General features: G+C 65.7%; 1 protein-coding gene. It reads right to left on the reverse strand.

The window, feature by feature from the left end; genetic code table 11:
- Positions 1-452 (reverse strand): aminoglycoside phosphotransferase family protein (locus tag KHA85_RS20220; protein ID WP_272875186.1); only part of this gene is annotated, 452 nt, incomplete at both ends.

A 452-nucleotide genomic window follows, 5' to 3' on the forward strand; every position in this document is an offset into this window, starting at 1 on the left:
GCCATAGTTGGGATTGCAGAAGATATTGGCGTAGTCGAAGCCCCGTTCGCCATACAAACGCTTGGGATCGATCGCCAGCCAGCCGCGTTCGCCGAAGTCCAGCACGTTGTCATGGTGAATATCGCCGTGCAGCACGCTCTCTTCTCGCGGGCTGTGCAGCAATTCTGCCGCCGCCGTGGCACAGAGACGCAGCATGCCGCCGTGCGCCTGCGCCGCCGGCCACAGTGAGCTGAACCACTCCTGCAGCGGGATCAGCTCGGGCAACGGTTCCGCTCGCGGCGCATGCAAGGCGGCGATCGCCCGGCACAGGATTTGCGTGGCCTGCTCATCGTCGCCGTCACGCACCAGCTGCGCCAACGAGCCTTCACCCTGCGCGCGCTCCAGCAGAATGCCGTCGTCATGCCACGCCAGCACCTGCGCGGCGCCTTCCCCGCGCCACCAGCACATCAGTT

This window comes from Dietzia massiliensis (genome assembly GCF_018390595.1).
GTDB classification, from domain to species: domain Bacteria; phylum Actinomycetota; class Actinomycetes; order Mycobacteriales; family Mycobacteriaceae; genus Dietzia; species Dietzia massiliensis.